This is a genomic window from Rhizobium leguminosarum bv. trifolii WSM2297 (assembly GCF_000271845.1).
The window spans coordinates 1366164-1388679 of the sequence record NZ_JH719393.1 but is presented as its reverse complement, the minus strand read 5'-3'; the positions used below and the strand labels follow the sequence as shown (position 1 = coordinate 1388679).

The following is a 22516-nucleotide window of genomic DNA, read 5'->3' as shown; positions in this document are numbered from 1 at the left end:
CAATTCTCTTCCAGAGGCCCTGTCCGGCGTGAAACGTGCAATCATCCTCCTGAGGCGTAGGGCGATCAGCAGCATTCCGGTGCTGCTGATTGTGGTGATCTTCACCTTTTTCCTGCTTGAAACCGCCTCCGGCGATGCCGTCGACGCCTATCTCGGCTCGATCGGCGGCGGCGATGCAGCCCTCAGGCAGTCGCTGCGCGAGAGCTACGGTCTCGATCGATCCGTGCTGGCGCGGCTCTGGCTCTATCTTTCCTCGCTGGCGCGGCTCGATCTCGGCTGGTCGGTCGCCTTTGGCCGGCCGGTCGGCGCGCTGATCGCCGAGCGTCTGCCCAATACGCTGCTGTTTATGGGCAGCGCGACGGCACTCTCTTTCGGCCTCGGCTCGGCGCTCGGCATCCTTGCCGGTGCACGGCCAGGCAGCCTGCGGGACCGGCTGCTGTCGATCGGTTCGCTTGTTGTTTACGCCATTCCGAGCTTCTGGCTCGGCCTGGTTCTGAGCATCGCCTTTTCGGTCAAGCTGCGCTGGTTTCCGATCGCCGGCATCGAGACGATCGCGTCGGGCAAGACAGGATTTTTCCGCGTCCTCGACATATCAGATCATCTGGTGCTGCCGGTCGGCGCGCTTGCCCTGATTTATCTCGCTCTGTTCCTACGGGTGATGCGCGCCGGCATGGCCGAGGCCTGGAAACTCGATTTCGTGCTCTTCGCCCGCGCCAAAGGCCTGTCGCGCAGCCGGATTGTGCTGCGCCATGTCGCCCGCAATGCGCTGCTGCCGCTCGTCACCATGCTCGGGCTGCAATCGGCTGCCATGCTCGGCGGCAGCGTGGTGATCGAGAGCGTCTTTGCGATCCCGGGTTTTGGGCGGCTGGCGCAGGAAGCGGTCAACGGCCGCGACGCGCCGCTGCTGATGGGCATTATCCTCACCAGCGCCGTCCTCGTCATTGCGGTCAACTTCCTCGTCGATCTTGTCTATGCCGCGCTCGACCCACGCATCGGCGCTTCGGAGGGCGGCGCATGAGCCGTCTCCGGGGCCTCCTCAGCACGTGGGAAGGCATGATCGGGCTCGCGATCCTTGTCATTCTGCTTTTAGCCGGGCTTTTTGCTCCCATCATTTTGCCGGGCGATCCGCTGCGGATTGCCGGCCGGGCGCTGCTGCCGCCATTCACCGATCCGGCCTTTCCGCTCGGCACGGATCGCTTGGGTCGCGACGTGCTTGCCGGCCTGATTTACGGTGCGCGCACGTCGCTTGCCGTCGGCATCGCGGCGGCCTTTGCGGCGATGATCCTCGGCGTCTGTGTCGGCATGGCGGCCGGTTTTGCCGGTGGGTTAGTCGACGAGGCGTTGATGCGCGTGGTTGACGCCTTCCAGATCGTACCTGGCTTCCTGCTTGCCCTCGCCTTCGTCAGCACCATCGGCGTCTCGACGCCTGTCGTCGTGCTTGCCATCGCGCTCGGCACCTGGGCCGATCCGGCGCGACTGACGCGGGCGCAGGTGCTTGCGATCCGCGAACAGGATTACGTCGCCGCGGCACGGGTGATCGGCATGCATCCCGTGGAGATCGCTTTCCGGGAAATCCTGCCGAATGCGCTGCCGCCGGTGCTGGCGCTTTCGGCCACTATCGTCGCCGGCGCGATCCTCACGGAGGCGGCGCTTTCCTTTCTTGGCCTCGGCAATCCCAACATCGCCACCTGGGGGTCGATGATCGCCGAAGGACGCAGCGTGCTGCGTTCGGCCTCCTATCTCTCCGTCATACCGGGTACAGCGCTCGCCATAACCGTGCTCGGCGTCCATCTCTTCAGCGAAGGTCTCGGCAAGGCGCTTGGTGATAACGGCGTGAGGGCGGCATGAGCGGCATCTTCTGCAGCCTCCGGCAGCTTTCGGTCACCTATGGGCGTGGCAGGGACAATGGGACGGCGCTTGATCGTATCGATCTCGACATTGCCGCCGGCGAAAGGTTGGCGATCATCGGCGAAAGCGGCTCCGGCAAGAGTACGCTCGCCCGGGCGCTCGCCGGCCTGTTGCCTGAGGGAACGAAAGTCGGCGGCGAGATGCTCTGGCCCGCCCTCGGCCATCCGCCCCGGCCGGGCCGCGATTTCGGCTTCGTCTTCCAGGATCCCGGCTCCAGCCTCAATCCCGTCCTGACGATCGGCGAGCAGATTGCTGAGGGCGCCAGGCGCCATCTCGGTCTCAGCTGGAGACAGGCCTATATCAGGGCCGAGGAATTGCTCGAACGCGTGCGGATACCGCAGCCTGACCAGACGATGCGGGCCTTTCCGCACCAACTTTCCGGCGGCCAGCGCCAGCGCGTGGCGATCGCGGCGGCCATTGCCGCAAGGCCTGCGCTGCTGATTGCCGACGAGGCGACCAGCGCCCTCGACGTCGTCGTCCAGGCCGAGATCGTCCGCCTGCTCGATGGGCTGGTGCGCGAGGATGGCATGACGCTGCTCTTCATCACCCACGACATCGCGCTCGCCTCCGGCTTCGTCGACCGCATCGCCGTCTTCCGCGAGGCGAGGCTTGTCGAGGCAGGCCCAGTTCGTTCGGTGCTTTCGGCGCCCCAAAGCGGCTATACTTCAGCTCTCATCGCCAGCCATCGCGACCTTTCGACACCGCCGCTGATCGCAGAGGTGACGTCATGAAGCCTACGCTGCTTTCCATCGAGAACATCTCGAAAGGGTTTACTTCGGCGGGCCGCCGGGTCGCCGCTCTCGACAATGTTTCGCTGACGATCGCAGCCGGGGAAACGCTCGGTCTGGTCGGTGCCTCCGGCAGCGGGAAATCGACCCTGTCACGCATCCTGCTGCGGCTTCTCTCCTGTGATGCCGGCGCAATCCGTTTCGAGGGAGAGGATTGGCTAACGCTGAACGCCGCAGCTCTGCGCCGCAAACGGGCGCGCATGCAAATGGTGTTCCAGGATCCGCTGGCCGCCTTCAACCCGCTGGCGAATGTCGGTTCGGTGCTCGATGATCCGCTGCGCATCCACGGCGTCGTTTCGCAAGACCGGCGCGCCGGCGAGATCGCGATGCTTCTCGAACGTGTCGGCCTGCCTGTCGATTATGCCGGGCGGCCGGTGCGTTCGCTTTCCGGCGGCCAGCGCCAGCGTGTGGCGATTGCCCGGGCGATTGCCACACGGCCGTCGCTGCTGGTTCTCGACGAGGCGGTCTCGGCGCTCGACGTCACCGTGCGCGGCAGGATCCTCGAACTTCTGGTCGACCTGCAGAAGCAACAAGGCATTGCCTGTCTGTTCATTTCCCACGATCTTGCCGTGGTCCGCGCCGTCTCCCACCGTGTCGCCGTCATAGATGGCGGGCGGATTGTCGAGACCGGCCCGGCAGCGTCACTTGTTGCCGCGCCACAATCAGAGGCCGGCCGTGCCCTTGTTGCAGCCGTCCCCCGTCTCGTGACCGATCCGTCCTGAAGGAGGTACCCATGTTCGAACCTGGTTGGAATCCCCTGGTCGGCGTGTCCTCTTATCCCGCGGAGCGCTACGCTGTCCTTGCCGACAGAATCGGCGCCATATTGCACAGTCGCGACGACATATTGCTGGTGCAGGCCGAGGCGGTGGTGGCGCTGGAGGCGGTGGCGGCCAGCCTCGCGCGGCCCGGCCTTTCCGCTCTCAACATCGTCACCAGCCCTTATGGCGGCTGGTTCGGGCGATGGCTGCGGCGGAGTGGTGCTGAGGTCGCGGATGTCGTCGCCGAACCGGGCCTGCCGGTCGAGATCGAGGCCGTCGCCCGGGCGCTCGACGCGGCTCCCGGGGTCGATGTTCTCGCTCTGGTTCACGCGGAATCGGCGAGCGGTATTCTCAACCCCCTGCCCGAGATCCTGGCGCTTGCCCGCGCCCGCGGCATCGTCACGGTCGTCGATGCCGTTGCCTCCGTCGGCGGACATGAGGTCGATGTCGACGAACTCGGCATCGACATCGCGGTGATCGGCCCGCAGAAAGCGCTCGGCGGTCCGGCCGGTGTTTCCGCGCTCTCGGTGAGCGGCCGAGCCTGGGATCTGATCCTGCACGACGGCGCACCGCGCGATTCGATCTTGTCGCTGGCCGATCTGAAGTCATGGGTCGACGGTGGCCGGCGCAGCCTGCCGGGAACGCCGGCACCGCTGGAATTCTTCGCACTGGAAGCCGCACTCGACCGCATCAAGGCCGAAGGCATGGAGAACGTCGTCGCCCGCCATGCGCTGGCGGCATCGGCGACACAAGCGGGGCTAACCGCACTCGGCGCCGCAGCCTGGGTGCCCGCAGCAAAGGCGTCGAACCTGGTGACGGCGGTGCCGGTGCCGGAGGCGTTGACGCCCGATGCGCTGATCGCAGCCGCGGGGCGGCTGGGCGTGGAGTTGACCGAAGGCGTGGGAACCGCGCCGGCCCGCCTCGTGCGGCTGAACCATACCGGCCCTCGCGCCTCATTCCAGACGGTGCTCTCGAATGTCGTGGCCTATGGCGCGGCCCTCAGGCAGGCCGGCCATCCCTGCGATATCGCCGCTGCTGCCGAAGCGATATCGGCGGTCTACAGCCGTTGAAAGCCATATTCGGTCTTGATAATCACGGGCGGCCAAGGCAGGAAAGTGGCATCACGGAGACTTGGTGCATATGACGAGATTGCTGGATGCGCAGGGCCTGGAGATTTCGCATGCGGGACATCGCACCCGTCTGAAATGGCACCGGCTGCGCAAACGGTTTGCCGATCCGCTGTTCTCGGCCGAGGTGATGGCGGAGGGTTTTGCTGCGGGCGCTTCGATGGAACTCGATCTGCGGGTGCGCGCCGATGGCGGTTTCGTGGTGCTGCACGATGACGACCTCGAAGGTGAAACGACCGGGCATGGACCAATCACAGAAAAGAACATCGGCGACCTCCGCGATATCCGGATGAAAGAGGGCGACCGGCCGCTGATCCTCAGTGAGGATCTCGCCGCCATGATGCAATCGACCCATCCGGCCGCATTGCTGCAGTTCGACATGAAGGACGATTATGAGGCGATCGACGTGAGGGGCATCGAGCATCTTGCCGCGCATTTCCATGATATCGCCGCCTCGGTGATCGTCAGCGCCGGCAGTCTCGATCTCATCGTCGCGGTCAAGGAAAAGCTTCCGCATCTCCTGCGCGGCATCGATCCGACCGATAAGCTCTACGATATCAGGCAGGCGGGCAGCTGGAAGGCTGTTGAAATGGAATTGCGCGCCGACCTGCGAGGGCCAACCGAACCGGACACGATCTATCTTCACTGGCAGCTGATCCTTGATGCCGCCAGGGAAGGTCTCGACCTGATCGGGCTCTGCCAGGACGAAGGCAAACGTGTCGATGCCTGGACCTTTACGCTCAAGGATCCAGAGGCCGGTTTCAGCGAAGAGGAATGGCTGAATTTCTCAGCGCTGATGGCGCTGAAGCCTGATCAGATCACCACTGACGAGGCACCGGCAACCGAGCGCGCGTGGCGCCGGCGTATGACGGATTAAGCAGCGGGCGTCAGCCCCTCGATATCGAGGATGAATGCGAATTCGCCCGCGAGCCCCGGCGAATGGGCAATGACGGGCCCACCATCCTTAAGCAGCCTGTCGACATCCGGCATCGCCACCGTAGCGCCGGCCTCTTCGGCGATCAGTGCGCCGGCGAGCATGTCCCAGGCATTGAGATGGCGTTCGTAATAGAGATCGGCAGCACCTTCGGCGACGCGAACGAGGTCGATCGCCGCCGCGCCTGTGCGGCGATAATCCATGCCGCGTTCGTGAAGCCGCTTGGAGAGAGCGAGGTGGTCGTCGAAGCTGGTCTTGCGGGAGTGGCCGAGAATGACAAGCGCATTGGCCGGATCGGCGGTCGCCGCCGCATGCACTGGAATTCCGTCCTTGAAGGCGCCGCCGCCGCGGACGGCGTGAAAGACCTTATCCTCGCTGGCATCGTAGACCACACCGACTTCGACCTTGCCGCCGGCGACGAAGGCGATCGAGACGGCCCAGTGCCGGAAGCCCCTGATATAGTTCGTCGTGCCGTCGATCGGATCGACGACCCAGGTGCCGCCCTCGCCCGATCGCCCGCCACTTTCTTCGCCCATGAACATATCGTCCGGAAAGCGTAAGAGCAGCCCGTCGCGGATCGCCTGTTCGGCCTTCCTGTCGGCGATGGTGACGAAATCCTGCAATCCCTTGTTCTCGACGGCCAGCGTGCCGGGACTGGAGTCGCGCCGAAACCGGGCCGCTTCCCGTCCGGCCTCGAGGGCGACGGCGATTGCGACCTCCGCCCGTGTACGGATGGCGGCGGCATCGAAAGCGGAATTCATCAGGCAGTCCTTCTTCTTATCAGCGTCACCGGCGTGGATTCGACGCGCGCGGTCAGGTCCGGTTCCGCCATCCGGCTCATCAGCAGGTCGACCGTCTGTTCGGCTTGGAGGTCGCAGGGTTGGCGGATGGTCGTGAGGTCGTAGGCGGTCCAGCTCGCCTGCGGGATGTCGTCGTGGCCGATGATGGAGAGCGGCGGCGCATCACCGCGGCTGCGGCCCTGCATGACGCGGTCGACAACACCGCAGGCCATGTAGTCGTTGGCGCAGAACAAGCCGTCGATGCCGGATGCGGCAAGGTCGGCCGCCGCATCATAGCCGCTCCGGTAATCATTGATCCTGACCTGCAGCATCTGCGCCTCGACCTCAAGCTGCTTGCAGCGTGCCAGGAACGCCTCGCTGCGCCGCCGCGCCGTATAGGATATGGCAGGTGCGGCCATCACGGCGAGCTTCCGCGCGCCGCGGTCGATCAGGTGGGCGGCGGCGAGATGGCCGGCCATGCGGTCGTCGGAGATGATGCGGTCGACGAAGGGGATGTCGTCGCCCTTGTTGATCAGCACGATCGGCACGCCTTCGGCCGCACATTGCTCGCAGATCTCGGTCGGCGGCGCGTCCGAGGTGACGATGACGCCTGAAACGGCGTAATGCAGTAGCTGGCCGATGACCGTCGAGGTATCCGCCTCCTGCGACGTCGGCAGCAGGATCGGGCGGAAATTGCGGGCGATCAGCACTCTTGCCAGATTGTCGATCTGCAGCGTCCGGAACGGATTGTCGAGACCGGCGGCAACGACCCCGACCAGATCGGAGCGTTTGTTGGTCAGGCTTCTGGCAAGATAGTTCACCCGGTAGCCGAGTTCCTTGGCAGCCTCAAACACCTTCTCGCGCGTCTTCGGCGAGACGCTGGCATCCGGCGTGAAGGCGCGCGACACGGCAGCGCGTGAGACGCCGGCCACACGCGCCACGTCGAAGGAGGTTGCCTTGCGCGGTCCCTTATCCCTGTCTGCCAACTGCTTTTTCCCTCTCTGTCGAGGACCGCATCAGATCGGGAAGATCCGTGCAGATACCGAGAACCGGAAGTTTCATGATGTCATCGAGAATGCTCCGCCGCTCCTCATGCCAGAGCACGATCTCGCGGTCCGCCTCGAAGGCGCGGTGCATCAGTGTTTCGGTCACCAGATCCTGCGGTCGCTCGCCCGCCCTCTCCCAGCAGAGATGCAATATATCGGCGCCGGCCTCGTCACCCAGCGCATGCGGATCGTGGCCGACCCGGATCAGCACCGAAAGCGGGAAGTCGCAGCCTGCGTCGCGGAGTTCACGCACCTGTGCCGTATCGAAGGAGCCGAAACAGGCGAAACGCTGGTTCATCTCGGCAAGATGGCGCCAGCAGGCCACGCCGGTGCCGGGCGCCTTGAGTTCGACATAGAGACCGGTTCCGGTCGCCCGCCCGAGGGCGGCGACCTCTGAAAAACTCGGCACGTCGACGCCGTCGAGGGCGGCGAGTTCGGCCGCCGTCATCTCCGAAATGCGCCGGTCGATGCCGAAGACCCGCTCGAGATGATCGTCATGCGAGACGACGACGACGCCGTCGCGGGTCAGCTGCGTGTCGAGCTCCCACATCTCGGCGCCAAGTTCGGCAGCGCGGCGGAAGGCGGTGATCGTGTTTTCGCGCTCGTGGCCGCTGGCGCCGCGATGGCCGATGCAGAAGGGCAGCCTGCCCTTAGCCGCGGGCCAGCTGTATCGCGCGAAGAATGCCTGGAAATCGCGGGTCATCAGAGCCTCCTTCCGTTCTCGTCGAAGACGAACACGCCGCGGCTGTCGATTGCCCAGCGGACATCGTCGCCGACATGGATATCGTTGCGCACCGGCTGGATCGAGCGCAGCAGGGGCCCGCCGGCAAGACGTACATCGTAAAGGTTTTCTCGCCCTTGCGTTTCGGCGAAGGTGACCTTGCCGGACACCGGTGTATCGCCCGCAGGGGTAAAATGCTCCGGCCGGACGCCAAGCATCAGCTTCGTGCCCTCGGCGGCGCCAACGGATCCCGGCAACGGCACGCGGATTTCGCTTTCCGGGATCGCGAAGGCGCCCTTGTCGACGATGCCGCGCAGGAAGGTGATCGGCGGGTTGCCGAGGAAGCCGGCGACGAATGCGGTCTTCGGATCATTGTACATTTCCGCCGGCGTGGCGATCTGGACGATCTCGCCTTCCTTCATGATGGCAATGCGGTCGCACATGCTCATCGCCTCCACCTGGTCATGGGTGACGAGGATGGCGGTGATGCCGGTCTCGCGCTGCAGGCGGCGGATTTCCGAGCGCATTTCGAGGCGCAGCTTGGCGTCGAGATTGGCGAGCGGTTCGTCGAGCAGCAGCACGTCGGGCTTGCGGATCAGCGCGCGCGCCAGCGCCACACGCTGTTGCTGACCGCCGGAAAGCTCTGCCGGGCGGCGGCCCATCAGGTTGCCAATATGGACGAGGGCCGCGATCTGGTCGACCTCCTTGCTGATTTCGGCGGCATTCACACCCTTCACCTTCAGTGGGAAGCCGATGTTTTCGGCAACCGTCATGTGCGGGTAGAGCGCATAGGACTGGAAGACGACCCCGACATTGCGGGCCTGGCTCGGCAGATCCGTGACGTCGCGGTCGCCAAAGAGAATGCGCCCGCTGGTCGGCCGATGAATGCCGCAGACCGAAAAAAGCGTGGTCGATTTGCCGCAGCCGGAAGGGCCGAGCAGCGCCAGCATCTCGCCGTCGCCGACTTCGAGCCGCATATTCTCGATGACTTTGGTGGAGCCGAAGCTCTTCGAGAAATTGTCGAGGAGGATGCGCATCAGCCTTTGCTCCCGCCGCCATAGATATTCATGAGATATTTGTTGAAGAGCGCGTAAGCGATCAGCACCGGGATGAGGTAGAAGAGGCCGACTGCCTTGAACATGTTAAAATCGTAATTGTTGTCGTCGGCGAGGAAGGCGGCGAGATAGACCGACAGCACCTGCACCTGATTGCCCGGCGCCAGCACCTGCGGCAGGATGAACTCGCCCCAGCCGGAGAGGAAAGAGAACAGGCCGAGCGCCATGATGCCGGGCTTGACCTGCGGCAGCACCAGGCTGCGCCAGACGCGGAACCGCGAGGCGCCGTCGACGACGCCGGCCATTTCGATTTCCCAGGGCACGGTGTCATAGAAGCCCTTCATCAGCCAGATGCCGAGCGGCAGGTCGATCGCCGCCTTCACCAGGATGACGCCGATCAGCGAATTGTAGAGACCGATCATTTGCAGCACGATGAAGATGGCGATGATCAGCGTCACCGACGGGAAGGCGTGCAGCACCATGACGCCGGCAAGAAAGAAGCCGCGCGCCGGCACGTTCAGCCGCGACAGAACATAACCGGCCATCGACGAGATGATGAGCACAAGGCTGGTGGTGCAGGTCGAAAACAGTAGCGTATTGACCGTAACCTGCCAGATGTTCGCCTTCCCGGCCGTCGTCTCCCACAGGAAACGCCAGTGATTGAGCGTCAAGCCGGAGGGCAGCAAGGCGTCCGGCTGCTTCACCGTCACGGTGTCGAGGAAGAGATAGACATACATCAAGAGCAGCGGCAGGCTGACGATGGTGAGCGCCGTCAGGACAGGCCAGCTGCGGTAATTTGCCGAGGGCTGAGAGCGATCGGCCATGGTCAATCCTCGATCAGGGGCTTGGCGACAAGCGTGCCGTAGTTGAAAACGCGCAGATAAAGCAGCGACAGCACCACGCCGATGACGACGAGTACCAGTGCCATGGCGGCACCCAGCCCATATTCGAGATTGCCGGCATAGTTCCTGAGTGCGGTATGATAGGCCGAGAGCGCCCAGACCTCGGTCGCGTTGCCCGGCCCGCCATTGGTGGCGAGCAGGATTTCATTGAAGGAGGCGAGCAGCGATAGCGTCTGATAGCAGGTGACGAAGAGGATCGGCCAGCGCATCTGCGGCAGGATGATATAGCGGATCTGCTGCCAGCGCGACGCACCGTCGACCTCGCTCGCATAGAACTGGCTTTTCGGAATGGCCTTCATCGCCGAGGAGAAGACCAGCATGCCCATCGAGGCGCCGATGAAACCGTTGATCAACACGACGAAGAACCAGGCATGGTAGGCGGTGTCGAGCAGGTAGTTCTTCGGCGGATAGCCGAACTTGCCCATCAGGACGGAGATGAAGCCGGTATCCCAGGCAAGCCATTTCCACAGCATGACGTAAATGACGACGGGCGTGATGCGCGGCAGGAGCCAGATGCCGCGGAAGATCGAAGCCGGCGTCGGCGGCATGTAATGTGTCCAGATCGCCAGCAGCAGGGCATAACCGACGTTGAAAAGCATCAGCACCAGCGCGACGTAGAGCGCAGTGTTGAAAAGCACGCGCGCCATATCGGGCGAGGTGGCGATGCGCGAGAAATTCTCGGTCGTCCAGGTCCAGCCGGTGTAGGTGGTCTTGGCGACGGTTTCCTTCTGCTCCGGCGTCAGCTTGAACCCCAGACTGTCCAGCGCCGAAAATAGCTGTGGCTTGCTGTCGAAGCGGGTGTTGAGGGCGGAGCGGTTGAACTGTTCGGAGATCTGCTTGACCTCGCGCGTCGAAGGTCGCTCAGTGAGATCCTTGAGCATGCGCTCGAGGTCGCGGCGTGCCGGGAAGACCTCGCCCAGATGTTTGGCGCGCAATTCGGCGGCAATCCCCGGCGCCATCCCGAGGCCCTCGACGGCCGTGAGACCCGCCTCGTCGATCGTGTAGCGCGGTTCGGCCATCTCGGCAGCGAGGTCGGGCATCGCTGATTTCAGCGCGATCAGGGAGTTGGGCGCGATCTGGTAGACGCCGCCTGATATTCCGGTCGCCGTCGTCATATTGGTCATCGAGAAGACCGCCGTCAGAACCACCGGCATCAGGAAGAACAGGACGATCATGACCGCCGCAGGCGCGATCATCAGCAGCCCGAGCGTTCTGGACGATTTCATGGAAGGCCTCCTCGCGGAACCGTCCGGGCGGCGGGATTGCCACCGCCCGGAGGAATGCTTCAGCGGATGACGATCTTGTCGCCGAGCGTGCTCCTCAGCTCGCTCTCGGCATCACCGACCGCGGCGTCGACGGTCTTGGCGCCGGTCCAGGATGCCTCAAGGTTCTTCCACATGATGTTCCAATATTTGCCGAAATCGGAATTGTTCGGCATCGCATTGGCATGCGGCAGCAGGCGTTCGGTGGCTTCGCGGGTCCAGCGGTCGGCCGAGTAGAAATCGACTTCCGATTCCGCCTCGGAAATGCCGAGATGGGCTGATTTGACCGCATGCAGCGCGTTGATGCGCGGCTCGGAGGCAATGGTGACCAGCTGGGCGGCGATCTCGGTGTCTTCCTTGTCGTGACCTGCGGTCAGGAGGTAGACGAGCGGGTGGGTCAGCGTGTTGGCCTTGCCGCCTTCGCCGGCCGGGATCAGCGTGAAGATCACGTTGCCGAAGAAGTCCTTGAGGCCTTCCTGGTTGACGAGGCGGGCATAGTGCCAGGTGCCCCCGTCCCAGATGCCGGCCTTGCCGGTCGCGACTTCCTTCCACCACTGGTCGCCCGGCATGCCGATGTGGTTCTTCTTGGTGACGCCCGCCTTAACGGCATCGGCGAAGAACTGATAGGTACGGGTCATCGCCGCCTTGTCGAAGACGAGCTTGCCGTTTTCCTCCATCGTGCCGCCGAAGCTGGTATAGAACTGCCAGTAGTCAGGGCCGTTGCTGGTGCGCGGATAGAAGCCGTAGCCGGGCTGGACGAGGCCTTTGTCCTGCATCTTCTTGGCGTCTTCGAGCAGGTTCTTCATGGTGTACTTGCCGTCCTGAACGTTCTGCGGCAGCGCATCCAGATCGGCGTCGCTATAGCCGATCGCCTTCATATACGGCTTCCAGAAGAACATCGGCCGGGATTCGGCATCCTGCGGAATGCCGTAGACGGTGCCATTGTAGGAGGCGATCTTCAGCAGGTTTTCGTAAATGCCATTGAGCGGCCAGGAGTCGAGATCGACGTAATCCTCGATCGGAACGATGAGGCCGGCCTGCGACCAGGGCGCGATGTCTTCATGGCCGCTGACGACGATGTTCGGGGCGGTCTTGGCTTCCGCCGCAAGGGTCAGCGCCTGCTTGAAGTCCTCCCAGGCGGAATAGGGCTTCTTCTCGACGGTGATCTTCAGATCTTCACCCTTCAGCGCGGCCTGGCGCTGCAACTGCTGGGCTGCGATCTCGATGGCGTCGAGGCGATAGACGTCGTTGGGGCCGGTGCCGCCGGCCCAGACGCTGATATGAACATCCTTGGCAAGCGCAATTGCAGAGCTCGAGGCCAGGATGGCGGCAGCGATGGCGAGGGATTTCAATGTCGGCAAAATAGTCATTTTCTTCATCTCCCCAGAAGAGCAGTGTGAGGCCTCTTTGACGGGTCATCACTGGTGTTGACGGCCGCTTCGAAAACCCACGAAAACGTGACATGTCCGCTCTAGGGGGTCGATGTAACGGCCGAATGACAAAATTGAGCACGTGTGCAAAATTATTATGACGATGTCCTGACGACTTGCAAGCGGCGGTTTTCGGCGGGCATGTTTTACGCTTGAAATTGCGCGATTCCTCATGCGTGCGGCGCGTCTTTTGAGACGCTGCAATACTTTCCACCTCGCATCGTGCTTTCCAAAAACCGGTTCCGATTTGCGGGCCGATGCGCTAGCATCGCGCAATGAGCCTTGAATCCGTCCGCGCCTTCCTCCGTGCGCATGCACCCGATATCGAAATCATCGAAACCGCCGAGAGCTCCTCGACGGTGGCGCTTGCGGCCGAAGCCCACGGCGTCGAGCCCGCCCAGATCGCCAAGACGATCTGTCTGCGTGTCGGCGAGCAGATGATGCTGGTCGTTGCCAGCGGCATGGCACGGCTCGACAATCGCAAGTTCAAGGATACGTTCGGCGCCAAAGGGCGCATGCTCGATGCCGAAGAGGTGGTAGCGGTCACCAGCCATCCGGTCGGCGGCGTCTGCCCCTTCGGCCTGCCTTCGCCACTGCCGATCTATTGCGATATCTCGCTCAAACGCTTCGACGAAGTCGTGCCCGCCGCCGGCTCGACGAATTCGGCCGTGCGCATCGAAACCGGGCGACTGGCGGCGCTGACCGGTGCCAGCTGGGTCGACGTCTGCCAGTAAGGCGGCGAAAAAACTTCAAACCCCGGAAAGAGTACCTATATCCTATCCCAACATGCCATGATTGCGCATGACAGGAGATCAGGAATGCCGAGTGCCGTTTCGCGTTTTGCCAAGATCGCGGCTATTGCCGCACTGACGAGCGCTACCATTTTTGCTTCCCTCGATAGTGCCGAGGCGCGCCGCGCCGGCAGCTTCGGTTTCGGGAGCCGCGGCACGCGCACCTTTCAGGCTCCGCCCGTCACCCGCACGGCGCCTGCACCCGTCGCGCCGATCGAACGGTCGATGACCCCGCGTCCGCAGACGACGGCACCCGCTACCGCGCAGCAGCCCTTCGGCACCCAGCGCCCCGGTCTCTTCGGGGGCTTCGGGCGTTCGATGATCGGCGGCCTGATTGCCGGCGGTCTCCTCGGCATGCTGCTTGGTCACGGTTTCGGCGGCGGCTTCGGCTTCCTCGGCATGCTGCTGCAGATCGCGCTGATCGGCGGCGCCATCATGCTCGCCATGCGTTATTTCGCCAACCGTCGTCAGCCTTCCTACGGCGCGGGTGGCCAAAGCCGGCCATTCGGCCAATCCAATGGCGGCCAATCCTCTGGCGCCCAGTCCTTTGGCATGTCGCCCGCGAATAATTCGTCCTTCCGGATCCCCGCGATCGGTTCCGGCTTCGGCGGGCAGCCTGGCGGCAACCGCCCGACCGACGAGATCGGGCTGGCGCAGGCAGATCTCGACCAGTTCGAGAAATTGCTGACCAGCGTGCAGACCGCTTACGGCGCCGAGGATTATGGCACTTTGCGCCGGCTGACGACACCCGAAGCGATGTCCTATCTTGCCGAGGAACTTGGCGAAAACGCCACCAACGGCGTACGCAACCGCGTCTCCGACGTCAAGCTGCTGCAGGGCGATATTGCCGAGGCCTGGCGCGAAGACGGTCAAGAATATGCGACGCTCGCCATGCGTTATAGCTCGATCGATGCCATGGTCGAACGCGATAGTGGCCGCGTCGTTTCCGGCGACGACCACCGTCCGAGCGAAAGCACCGAGGTATGGACCTTCGTGCGCAAGCCGGGCGCCGACTGGAAGCTCGCGGCGATCCAGGGCACAGGGCAGCGCGCCGCTTAAAGCTCCCGCGCATCGCACGATGCTATGTAAGCCGAGCCTTGGTTTTATGTCGCCCGAAACCGCTCAGCAGTTTTGGGCGACTGATTTAATTTACCGCGACCGGTTTGGAGCGCATGCGCGACACCGTCTCGCGTTCGGCTCGCTTGCAGCGCATCGGCGGCAGGCCGCGATCCACCAGGTCCATGTCTTCGAGCACCATGTCGCCCATCTTCTTGAAGGCACTGTCGAGCGCGCCGGCGCGGTGTGCCGAACGGATGAAGCCTTTCAGGCTCCGCACCGGGTGATCGGGCGGCAGCGGCTCTTGCGGGTAGACGTCGCTCGCCGCGACGATGTGGCCTGACGAGACGGCCGCCATCAGCGCTTCGAAATCGACGACGTCAGCGCGGCTGAGCAGGATGAAGGCCGCGCCCCGGCGCATGCTGGCGAAGGCCTCGGTGCCGAGGAATCCTTTATTTTCGCTGGTGACGGCTGCGACGACGAAGACGAAGTCGCTCTTCGTCAGGACCTCCTCCAGGCTTGCGGGCTCAACGCCGTTTTCCTCGAGGATCGAGCGGGGCAGCCAGGGATCGAATACCCTGATGCGGGCCCTGAAGCCGGAGAGCAGCCGGCGCAGTGCCTTGCCGAGATCGCCGAAGCCGACGATGCCGATCTCCGAGCCGGCAATCAGCCGCGCGCTTGCATTGCCCTCCCCGCCCCAGAGTTCGGCGCCCTCGCGGAACGCGACGTCCGCATCGACGATGCCGCGCGCAAGCGCCAAGGCGAAGCCGAGACCGATTTCGGCGACCGGTTCGGCAAAGACCTGGCCCGTGGTGACGACATGAATGCCGCGCTCGAAGAGCACGTCATAGGGCATGTTGTTGAGAAGATTGCTTTCGACGTTGAGGATCGAGCGCAAGGCCGGCATTTTTGACAGCGTTTCGGATGAAAGCGGCGGTTGGCCGATGATGTAGCGCGTCTTGCCGAGAATCTCGTCACCAAGGCCGGCGATATTGTCCGGATCGGCTTCGACGATTTCGTATTTTGCATGCAGTTCGGCGCGCGCCTTTTCGCTGAAGATCAGATCGAGCGTGCGTGGCTCGGGCGCGCTGATCGCCAGCGGCCGTTCGGTGTTTGTCATCGGTATCTCCTCCATCGCGGCAGTTTGCGCCGTCTCCGTCGGACGATTGATAGCCTCTGTGCGGGAGCCTTTCCAGATCACGGAAAGTGGAATGTGAAAGGACCCGCCTCTCGGTGTGGCGCCGCTTTCGAAAGTGGCATCTGCCTATCAGATAAGCAATTGAATTGGCTTGGCATTTGGCGAACGCAGCGTTGACGGCGCAAACGCTTTGAATTAGCTTGATGCTCGCGCCTGAACCATACCTTTGTTCAGCGGCCGCAGGATACTCGAAACTCACGAGGGGAATGAGCAATGAAATCAGCACTCAAGAGCGGCCTGCTTGCTTTGGCTGGCGCAGCGCTTCCAGCCGTTGCCTCCGCCCATCCTGCGATCGGGGAGGCTGCCGGTTTCAGCCATGGCTTTGCCCATCCGATGTCGGGCCTCGATCATGTCCTCGCCATGGTGATGGTCGGCGTTTTTGCATTCCAGCTCGGCGGCCGCGCCACCTGGCTGGTGCCGACGACCTTCGTTCTCATCATGGCGCTCGGTGGCGCCCTCGGCGCTGCCGGTATCAATGTTCCCTTCGTTGAACTGGGCATCGCGCTTTCCGTTGTCGTGCTCGGCGCCATCGTTGCGCTTGATGTCAAGGCGCCGCTCGCTGCAGCGCTCGGCCTTGTCGGCCTCTTTGCAATCTTCCACGGTCATGCGCATGGCGCCGAAATGCCGGAAAACGTTGCAGGTGCCGCCTATGCTGCCGGTTTCATGATCCCGACCGCACTGCTGCATGCCGCCGGCCTCGCGCTTGGTTACGCCATCGGCCAGGCCGGTGAACGTCGGGGCGTCTTCGTGACGCGCGTCGCAGGCGGCATCGCCGCCATATCAGGCGTCGGCATTCTGGCCGGCTTGATCTAAGCCGCCTCGATCGGCGGCGGCGCGCGTAAACGCCGTTAGTTATTGCAGTCAAATCAGAACGCCCGGCATGCGTAGCGCATGGCCGGGCGTTTCCACGTCCGCAAAGTGCTGCGGAATTGATCCAAGTCAAATCCGGCCGCGTCGCTTCCTGTTATATCCGAGGCACGATCAACGAACGGACATCCAAATTGACGCAGGGCCGCCTTGCCGATTGTCGGCGGGGCGCGAAGGTCGATATAGTGATTTCAGAAATTACTGAAATAACAGACGCAACGGAAAAGACTATGAACCTGCCGCCTCTCGTCCAGTCCTTCGTTCTCCATTTCGGCGAAATGGGCTCCCGCTGGGGAATCAACCGCACCGTCGGCCAGATCTATGCCCTGCTCTACGTTTCGCCCGCGCCGATCTGCGCCGAAGAGATCGCCGATGCGCTCGGCATTTCGCGTTCCAATGTGTCGATGAGCCTGCGCGAATTGCAGGCCTGGAATCTCGTCATTCTGAAACACAAGCCGGACGATCGCCGCGATTTCTTCACCACACCCGATGATGTCTGGCTCATCTTGCGGACGCTCGCCGAGGAACGAAAGAAACGTGAAGTCGATCCGACGCTGTCGGTTCTGCGTGAGATTCTGATGCAGCGACCGGCCAGCGACGCCGAACGGCATGCGCAGGCGCGCATGAGCGAAATGCACACGCTGATCGAGCAGCTGACGCATTGGTATGAGGACGTTAAACAACTTGAAACGGAAAGGCTTGCAACGCTACTCTCGCTGGGCGCGAAAGTGACGAAGCTTCTGGAGGCCAAGGACCGGGTCGTTTCGCTCGGCCGCAGCCGCCGGCCGAATCCTGCGAACAAGAGTTAGCGCCATGGGCACGGCTTTCTTCGACGCGAAGGACAGATCAGAGGCTCAGCCGCTGGATGGCGATGCGGTTTCGTCGCGTGGTGACACGGCAAAAAGCCGGCTTCGCAAAGCGGCGATGCTGCAGGCACTGGCCGCCGCCTTATGGATTCCGCAGGCGGGGTTGCTGGCCGTTTCCGTTGGCCGCATCGCCGATGGCGGCGGATTATATGATGTGCTCTGGCCGGCATTCGGCATCCTTCTCCTCGGAATTGCAAAAAGCTGTTTCGACGCGGCTGGCGGCCGCCTCGCCTTTCATGCTGCGCGCGCCGAGCTCAGCCGCAGGCGGCACATTGCTATCGCCGTGCTTTCCCTATCGTCGCCGATTGATCGCGGCCGGCCGGTTTCCGGCAAGGCCGCAAGCGTGATTGGGGAGCAGGCCGAACTGATCGTCCCCTATCTCGCCCGTTTCCAGCCGGCGCGCATGAAGGCGAGCCTGGTGCCGCTCGTCATCCTTGCCTTCATCCTTCCGGTCTCCTGGATCGCCGCCCTAGTTTTGCTGTTTGCGGCGCCGCTGATCCCCATCTTCATGGCGCTGATCGGCTGGCGTGCGCAGGCGGCCAGCGAAAAACAACTCGTTGCAACCGGTGGGCTCAACGGTTTCCTGCTCGATCGGCTGCGCGGACTGGCGACGATCCGTGCGCTCGATGCGGTTGATGCGACCGCGCTGCGGCTCCGCCGCGAGGCGGAATCGCTGCGCCTGCGGACCATGGCGGTGTTGAAGATCGCCTTTCTCTCCTCGGCCGTGCTCGAGCTTTTCGCAGCGCTGGGCGTTGCGATGATTGCCGTTTATGTCGGCTTCAGCCTGCTTGGCGAAATCCGCTTCGGCACCTGGACAGGCCGGCTCGACCTAACCCAGGGACTGTTCATCCTGCTGCTCGCGCCGGCCTTCTTCGAGCCGTTGCGCGAACTCTCGGCCGTCTGGCACGATCGGGTGGCCGGCGAAGCGGCGCTGAAAGCGCTGGACGCTATAGCTACAGGCGATTTGCCGATCCGGGGATCGGCCGAACCTTGCGCTCTCACCGAAACCGAGGCGCCTGACATTCGTCTTGAAAATCTCGCCTTCCGTTATGGCGTGGACGAACCGCTGATCCTCGACGGTTTCAACCTCGAGATCGCTGCAGGCGAACATCTGGCGCTTCTCGGCGCCAGTGGCTCCGGCAAATCGACGCTTCTTTCGCTGATATCGGGGCTGGCGCCCTGCACCGGTGGGCACATCGTCATCGGCGGCGTCGAGCTTGCGGATGACAGCGCCGCGGTGGTGCGCGGGGCCATGGCGTGGATCGGCCAGCAGCCGCACATATTTGCCGGCACCATCGCAGGCAATATTTCACTCGGCAGACCGGGCATTGCACGTGACGATGTCACGGATGCGCTTGGTGTCGCGAGACTCGGCAAGCTTGCCGAGGCCTATGGCAATCGGCCACTCGGCGAAGGCGGCATTGGGCTTTCCGGCGGCGAGGCGCTGCGGCTGGCGATTGCGCGTGCGGCCTGCAATCCGCATCTCAAAATCATCCTGGCCGACGAGCCGACCGCCCATCTCGACGCCGCCACCGCCGCCGAAGTGACCGAGAGCCTGCTTTCGCTCGCCAAGGGCCGCACTTTGATCGTTGCGACCCACGATCCGGTGCTTGCCGCGCGCATGCATCGCATCGTCCGCATCGACGCCGACATCATGATGAGGGAGGCGGCCGAATGAGTAGATTTGCTGCGGACCTCAAGCCGATCCTGCATCTCTTCCTTGCCGAGCGCCGGCGCGCACTGCTGCTCGGCGCAGTTCTTTCGGCAATGACTGTTATGGCGGGCATAGCCCTGCTCGGCCTTTCCGGCTGGTTTATCACCGCCACTTCGCTTGCCGGTCTTTCGGCCGCAGCCGCCATCACCTTCGACGTCTTTGCGCCTTCAGCCGGCATCCGACTGCTCGCCATCGTCCGCACAGTGGCGCGCTACGGCGAAAGGCTTGCGACCCATGATGCAACGCTCGGTGTACTTGCCGCTCTGCGCGAAAGGCTGTTTCGCGGCTTCGCCGAACCGGGTGCTGCGCGCGCGCTGTCGCATCGGCCGGCAAAGCTGCTGTTCCGACTGACGGCCGATATCGATGCGCTCGATTCTCTCTATCTCCGCATTCTCGTGCCGGCCGCGGTCGCCGTGGGGGCAGCCCTGGCTGCAAGCGTGGCGCTGGGGCTGATGCATCCCTTGTTCGGCCTGGGCTTCGGCCTGTTTCTCGCTGGCACCGGGCTGGGGTTGCCTGTGATCGCCGGCCATGCGGCGCGCAAACATGCCCGCCGGCGCGCCCATGGCATCGAGGCGCTGCGGTCGCGGACGATCGATCTCGTTGCCGGCCAGACCGATTTGCTGATGGCCGGCCGGCTGGCCGCGCAGAAAGAGGCGATCGCTGCGGCCGATGGCTACGCCGCCCATGCCGACGATCGGCTGAACCGTGTGGAAACCGGCCTGACATTCGGCTTCGGCCTCGTCTCGACCCTTCTGTTGACCGTATCGCTGCTCGCTGTCGCAGCTCTGGCGGAATCGGAGATGATTACCGCTCCCGTCGCCGCACTCGGGCTGCTCGTCGCCTTCGCGGCGGTCGAACCGTTTGCGGCGCTACGCCGCGGTGCACTGGAACTTGGCAGGACGCTGCTTGCGGCAAGGCGCATCGCGCCGCGGCTTGCCGTCGCAGATGTAACCGAGCCGTTGGTGGCGCCGCCGCCGGGATATGCTTTTTCACTGCCCGACGTGTCGGCCTTCCATGAGAATTCCGCCGTTCCGGTGCTCCAGGGCATCGACCTCGCGCTGCAGCAGGGCGAACGCCTGGCCGTCATCGGCAGCAGCGGCGCCGGGAAGTCGAGCCTGCTCGCTCTGCTTTCCGGCGAATTGCCGGCAAGCACGGGAAGCGTTGCCGCGGTAACGGCGACACTGCTGACGCAGCGGACAGAACTCTTCGAGGATAGCCTGCGCGGCAACCTCCTTCTTGCCAACCCGGATACCGGCGAAGCCCGCCTTCGCGACGTGCTCGCCGCCGCCGGCCTGCTGGCTGATGTCGAGGCCATGCCGCGGGGGATCGATACGCCGCTCGGCGAAGGAGGCCTCGGCCTTTCCGGCGGCCAGTCGCGCCGGCTGGCGCTTGCCCGTCTCTTCCTGCGCGACACGCCGCTCTGGTTGCTCGACGAGCCCACAGAAGGCCTCGACGGCGCCAACGCCCGCGACGTGCTCTGTCGTCTCGCGGCGATGGCGACAGGCCGCTCGCTGGTGATCGCCACCCATATCCGCCGCGAGGCCGCGATCGCAGACCGCATCGCCGTCATCGAAGGCGGCCGTATTTCAGAGATTTCACGCCGCGGAGAGGCGGCGTTCGAAAAGGCGCTCGACCGGCTTCGGCCGGATTGAGCGAGACCCGCATGCCCTCACGCGCCGGCCGGCGCTGAGGAACGCTCCGTACCCCCTGGGACCGTGGGAGAAAGACTATGGAACTAGATATCGTCGCGCTATCGCGCTTCCAATTTGCGCTGACGGCGCTTTACCACTTCCTGTTCGTACCGCTGACGCTCGGCCTGTCCGTGCTCTTGGCGATCATGGAAACCGTCTATGTCATGACCGGCCGCCAGATCTGGCGGCAGATGACGAAATTCTGGGGCACGCTGTTCGGCATCAATTTCGTGATCGGCGTCGCCACCGGCATCGTCATGGAATTCCAGTTCGGCATGAACTGGAGTTATTACAGCTATTATGTCGGTGACATCTTCGGGGCGCCTCTGGCGATCGAAGGCCTGATGGCTTTCTTCCTCGAGGCGACCTTCGTCGGCCTGTTCTTCTTCGGCTGGGACAAGCTGTCGAAGGTCGGGCATCTGGTCGCCACCTGGGCGGTGGCGCTCGGCTCGAATTTTTCCGCACTCTGGATCCTCATCGCCAATGGCTGGATGCAGAACCCCGTGGGATCGGCGCTCAATCCGCAGACGTTGCGCATGGAGATAACAAGCTTCTTCGACGTGGTCTTCAACCCTGTCGCCCAGGCGAAGTTCGTCCATACGGTGTCGGCGGGTTATGTCTGCGCCTCGATCTTCGTGCTCGGCGTCTCGGCCTGGTATGTGCTGAAGGGCCGGCATATCGAGCTTGCCAAACGGTCGATGACGGTGGCCGCCTCCTTCGGCCTTGCCTCGGCGCTCTCCGTCGTCGTCCTTGGCGACGAGAGCGGTTACCTCGCGACCGAGAACCAGAAGATGAAGCTCGCGGCGATCGAGGGCATGTGGAAGACGGAACCGGCTCCGGCCGCCTTCACTGCCTTCGGCTTCCCTGATCAGGACGCGCGCGAGACGCATTTCGCCGTCCATATCCCCTGGGTCATGGGGCTGATCGGCACACGCTCGCTGACAACGGAGATCCCCGGCATCGACAAGCTCGAACAGCAGGCCGAGACCCGCATCCGCGACGGCATCAAGGCTTACGATGCGTTGATGCAGATCCGTGCCGCACCCGCGCAGGATCAGGTGGCACAGGAAGTGCGCTCCTCCTTCGAGGATCTCGGCCATGATCTCGGTTATGCCCTTCTTCTGAAGCGCTATGTCGACGATCCGCGTCAGGCGACCGACGCGCAGATCGTCCAGGCTGCGCGCGATACGATCCCGCATGTGCCGACGCTCTTCTGGTCCTTCCGCATCATGGTCGGCCTCGGCATCTTCTTCATCCTGTTGACCGCAACTTTTTTCTGGCTGTCGGCCCGCCGCCATCTCGAAAAATATCCGCTGCTGCTGCGGATTGCCGTGCTGGCGATCCCCCTGCCCTTTGTCGCGATCGAGCTTGGCTGGGTCGTTGCCGAGTTCGGCCGCCAGCCTTGGGTGATCGAAGGCGTTCTGCCGACGGCGGCGGCCGTCTCCAGCCTCGGGGCCGGCACCGTGCTGCTGACGATCATCGGTTTTGCCGCACTCTATACGGTGCTGATCGTCATCGAAATGAGCCTGATGATCAAGGCGATCAAACAGGGGCCGGAGCCGGACGACGAGCCGGAAGCCGTCCTGATTTCCGAAACCCTCGTCCCGGCGGCGGAGTGACCTG

Annotated in this window: 21 protein-coding genes; 13 read left to right on the top strand and 8 right to left on the bottom strand. The window is 63.6% G+C overall.

Going from position 1 to position 22516, the window contains the following annotated elements; genetic code table 11:
* Window positions 1–28: 28 nt before the first annotated feature.
* The 6 genes from RLEG4DRAFT_RS60765 to RLEG4DRAFT_RS60740 all read left to right on the top strand — a co-directional run bounded on the left by RLEG4DRAFT_RS60765 (window position 29) and on the right by RLEG4DRAFT_RS60740 (window position 5458).
* Window positions 29–1018 carry an ABC transporter permease gene (locus tag RLEG4DRAFT_RS60765; RefSeq protein ID WP_003576542.1) on the top strand — a complete coding sequence of 330 codons (990 nt, stop codon included), beginning with the start codon at window positions 29–31 and terminating at the stop codon, window positions 1016–1018.
* Complete coding sequence (locus RLEG4DRAFT_RS60760) at window positions 1015–1848, top strand: ABC transporter permease (protein WP_003576544.1); 834 nt, start codon at window positions 1015–1017, stop codon at window positions 1846–1848. Before RLEG4DRAFT_RS60765 ends, RLEG4DRAFT_RS60760 begins: the two co-directional genes overlap by 4 nt.
* Complete coding sequence (locus tag RLEG4DRAFT_RS60755) at window positions 1845–2639, top strand: ABC transporter ATP-binding protein (protein ID WP_003576545.1); 795 nt, start codon at window positions 1845–1847, stop codon at window positions 2637–2639. The genes RLEG4DRAFT_RS60760 and RLEG4DRAFT_RS60755 overlap by 4 nt, the downstream gene beginning before the upstream one ends.
* A complete protein-coding gene (locus RLEG4DRAFT_RS60750) occupies window positions 2636–3418 on the top strand; it encodes an ABC transporter ATP-binding protein (protein ID WP_003576548.1) in 783 nt (260 codons plus the stop codon). Before RLEG4DRAFT_RS60755 ends, RLEG4DRAFT_RS60750 begins: the two co-directional genes overlap by 4 nt.
* A gap of 11 nt (window positions 3419–3429) precedes the next feature.
* Window positions 3430–4524, top strand: coding sequence for a pyridoxal-phosphate-dependent aminotransferase family protein (locus tag RLEG4DRAFT_RS60745; protein ID WP_003576549.1), 1095 nt, complete (start codon window positions 3430–3432; stop codon window positions 4522–4524).
* Window positions 4525–4594: 70 nt separating this feature from the next.
* Complete coding sequence (locus RLEG4DRAFT_RS60740) at window positions 4595–5458, top strand: glycerophosphodiester phosphodiesterase (RefSeq protein ID WP_003576550.1); 864 nt, start codon at window positions 4595–4597, stop codon at window positions 5456–5458.
* On the opposite strand, the gene RLEG4DRAFT_RS60735 is transcribed toward RLEG4DRAFT_RS60740, so the two are convergent.
* From RLEG4DRAFT_RS60735 to RLEG4DRAFT_RS60705, 7 genes are read right to left on the bottom strand one after another with little or no spacing between them, the layout of a single operon-like run.
* Window positions 5455–6276, bottom strand: a complete 822-nt coding sequence (locus RLEG4DRAFT_RS60735) for an inositol monophosphatase family protein (protein WP_003576553.1) — start codon at window positions 6274–6276, stop codon at window positions 5455–5457. The two genes, RLEG4DRAFT_RS60740 and RLEG4DRAFT_RS60735, sit on opposite strands and share 4 nt — an antisense overlap.
* Complete coding sequence (locus RLEG4DRAFT_RS60730; protein WP_003576556.1) at window positions 6276–7280, bottom strand: LacI family DNA-binding transcriptional regulator; 1005 nt, start codon at window positions 7278–7280, stop codon at window positions 6276–6278. The genes RLEG4DRAFT_RS60735 and RLEG4DRAFT_RS60730 overlap by 1 nt, the downstream gene beginning before the upstream one ends.
* A complete protein-coding gene (locus RLEG4DRAFT_RS60725; RefSeq protein ID WP_003576558.1) occupies window positions 7264–8043 on the bottom strand; it encodes a glycerophosphodiester phosphodiesterase in 780 nt (259 codons plus the stop codon). Before RLEG4DRAFT_RS60725 ends, RLEG4DRAFT_RS60730 begins: the two co-directional genes overlap by 17 nt.
* Window positions 8043–9098, bottom strand: coding sequence for an ABC transporter ATP-binding protein (locus tag RLEG4DRAFT_RS60720; protein WP_003576560.1), 1056 nt, complete (start codon window positions 9096–9098; stop codon window positions 8043–8045). Before RLEG4DRAFT_RS60720 ends, RLEG4DRAFT_RS60725 begins: the two co-directional genes overlap by 1 nt.
* Window positions 9098–9940 (bottom strand): carbohydrate ABC transporter permease, encoded by an 843-nt coding sequence (locus RLEG4DRAFT_RS60715; protein WP_003576562.1) that lies wholly within the window; start codon window positions 9938–9940, stop codon window positions 9098–9100. The genes RLEG4DRAFT_RS60720 and RLEG4DRAFT_RS60715 overlap by 1 nt, the downstream gene beginning before the upstream one ends.
* Window positions 9941–9942: 2 nt before the next feature.
* Entirely contained in the window at window positions 9943–11244 is a 1302-nt protein-coding gene (locus tag RLEG4DRAFT_RS60710; RefSeq protein ID WP_003576564.1) for an ABC transporter permease subunit, read from the bottom strand.
* 59 nt (window positions 11245–11303) lie between these two features.
* A complete protein-coding gene (locus RLEG4DRAFT_RS60705) occupies window positions 11304–12650 on the bottom strand; it encodes an extracellular solute-binding protein (RefSeq protein WP_003576566.1) in 1347 nt (448 codons plus the stop codon).
* Window positions 12651–12985: 335 nt separating this feature from the next.
* On the opposite strand from RLEG4DRAFT_RS60705, the gene RLEG4DRAFT_RS60700 reads away from it, so the two are divergent.
* Together RLEG4DRAFT_RS60700 and RLEG4DRAFT_RS60695 are read left to right on the top strand one after the other, a co-directional pair.
* Window positions 12986–13444, top strand: coding sequence for a YbaK/EbsC family protein (locus RLEG4DRAFT_RS60700; RefSeq protein WP_003576568.1), 459 nt, complete (start codon window positions 12986–12988; stop codon window positions 13442–13444).
* A gap of 84 nt (window positions 13445–13528) precedes the next feature.
* On the top strand, window positions 13529–14560 hold the full coding sequence (locus RLEG4DRAFT_RS60695) for a Tim44 domain-containing protein (protein ID WP_003576570.1): 1032 nt from the start codon (window positions 13529–13531) through the stop codon (window positions 14558–14560).
* Window positions 14561–14645: 85 nt separating this feature from the next.
* Here the strand turns inward: RLEG4DRAFT_RS60695 and RLEG4DRAFT_RS60690 are convergent, their stop codons facing one another.
* The gene (locus RLEG4DRAFT_RS60690; RefSeq protein WP_003576572.1) at window positions 14646–15677 is read right to left on the bottom strand and encodes a hydroxyacid dehydrogenase; all 1032 of its coding nucleotides are present in this window, start codon (window positions 15675–15677) and stop codon (window positions 14646–14648) included.
* A gap of 291 nt (window positions 15678–15968) precedes the next feature.
* Between RLEG4DRAFT_RS60690 and RLEG4DRAFT_RS60685 the strand changes: the two genes are divergently transcribed.
* From RLEG4DRAFT_RS60685 to RLEG4DRAFT_RS60665, 5 genes are all read left to right on the top strand, one after another.
* Window positions 15969–16568 (top strand): HupE/UreJ family protein, encoded by a 600-nt coding sequence (locus RLEG4DRAFT_RS60685; protein WP_003576573.1) that lies wholly within the window; start codon window positions 15969–15971, stop codon window positions 16566–16568.
* 284 nt (window positions 16569–16852) lie between these two features.
* Window positions 16853–17431 (top strand): GbsR/MarR family transcriptional regulator, encoded by a 579-nt coding sequence (locus RLEG4DRAFT_RS60680; protein WP_003576575.1) that lies wholly within the window; start codon window positions 16853–16855, stop codon window positions 17429–17431.
* A 4-nt stretch (window positions 17432–17435) separates the two neighbouring features.
* Complete coding sequence (gene cydD, locus RLEG4DRAFT_RS60675) at window positions 17436–19166, top strand: thiol reductant ABC exporter subunit CydD (protein WP_003576577.1); 1731 nt, start codon at window positions 17436–17438, stop codon at window positions 19164–19166.
* Complete coding sequence (locus tag RLEG4DRAFT_RS60670; protein ID WP_003576579.1) at window positions 19163–20854, top strand: amino acid ABC transporter ATP-binding/permease protein; 1692 nt, start codon at window positions 19163–19165, stop codon at window positions 20852–20854. The genes cydD and RLEG4DRAFT_RS60670 overlap by 4 nt, the downstream gene beginning before the upstream one ends.
* Before the next feature lie 77 nt (window positions 20855–20931).
* On the top strand, window positions 20932–22512 hold the full coding sequence (locus tag RLEG4DRAFT_RS60665) for a cytochrome ubiquinol oxidase subunit I (RefSeq protein ID WP_003576581.1): 1581 nt from the start codon (window positions 20932–20934) through the stop codon (window positions 22510–22512).
* Window positions 22513–22516: the final 4 nt, after the last annotated feature.